General features: G+C 51.1%; 1 protein-coding gene. It reads right to left on the bottom strand.

The genetic code is table 11. From position 1 onward, the window contains the following. Positions 1–270, bottom strand: a 270-nt coding sequence (locus JW499_RS22090) for a hypothetical protein (protein WP_205212558.1), incomplete at both ends; no start/stop codon positions are given.

Raw genomic sequence — 270 nt, 5'->3', positions numbered from 1 at the left:
ATGGGAAAAGTGGGCCGAGGAAGACGCAAAAGCCTTTCGCAAACATAGTGATGTAAAAGTAGATTAATCCCCAGCGATTAAGCGAGCCTATGGTGCACTGATTTTCATCCCAATAGGTCTCGCCTTTTTTGTCTTTAATGCGCTGTTTGATCTCTGCGGGTGTTGGCTCCTGGATCATACTGACGGGAACGGTTTCGTTGGCTCGGGTCCAGGGCAGGGGATCACCGCCCTGCAATAATTTAACCAGTGTGCCCTGTTCCGGGCGTGGCT

The sequence above is a fragment of the Amphritea pacifica genome (assembly GCF_016924145.1).
Lineage (GTDB): Bacteria > Pseudomonadota > Gammaproteobacteria > Pseudomonadales > Balneatricaceae > Amphritea > Amphritea pacifica.
The sequence above is the reverse complement of the archived record's forward strand: the minus strand, read 5'-3'. Positions and strand labels throughout refer to the sequence as shown.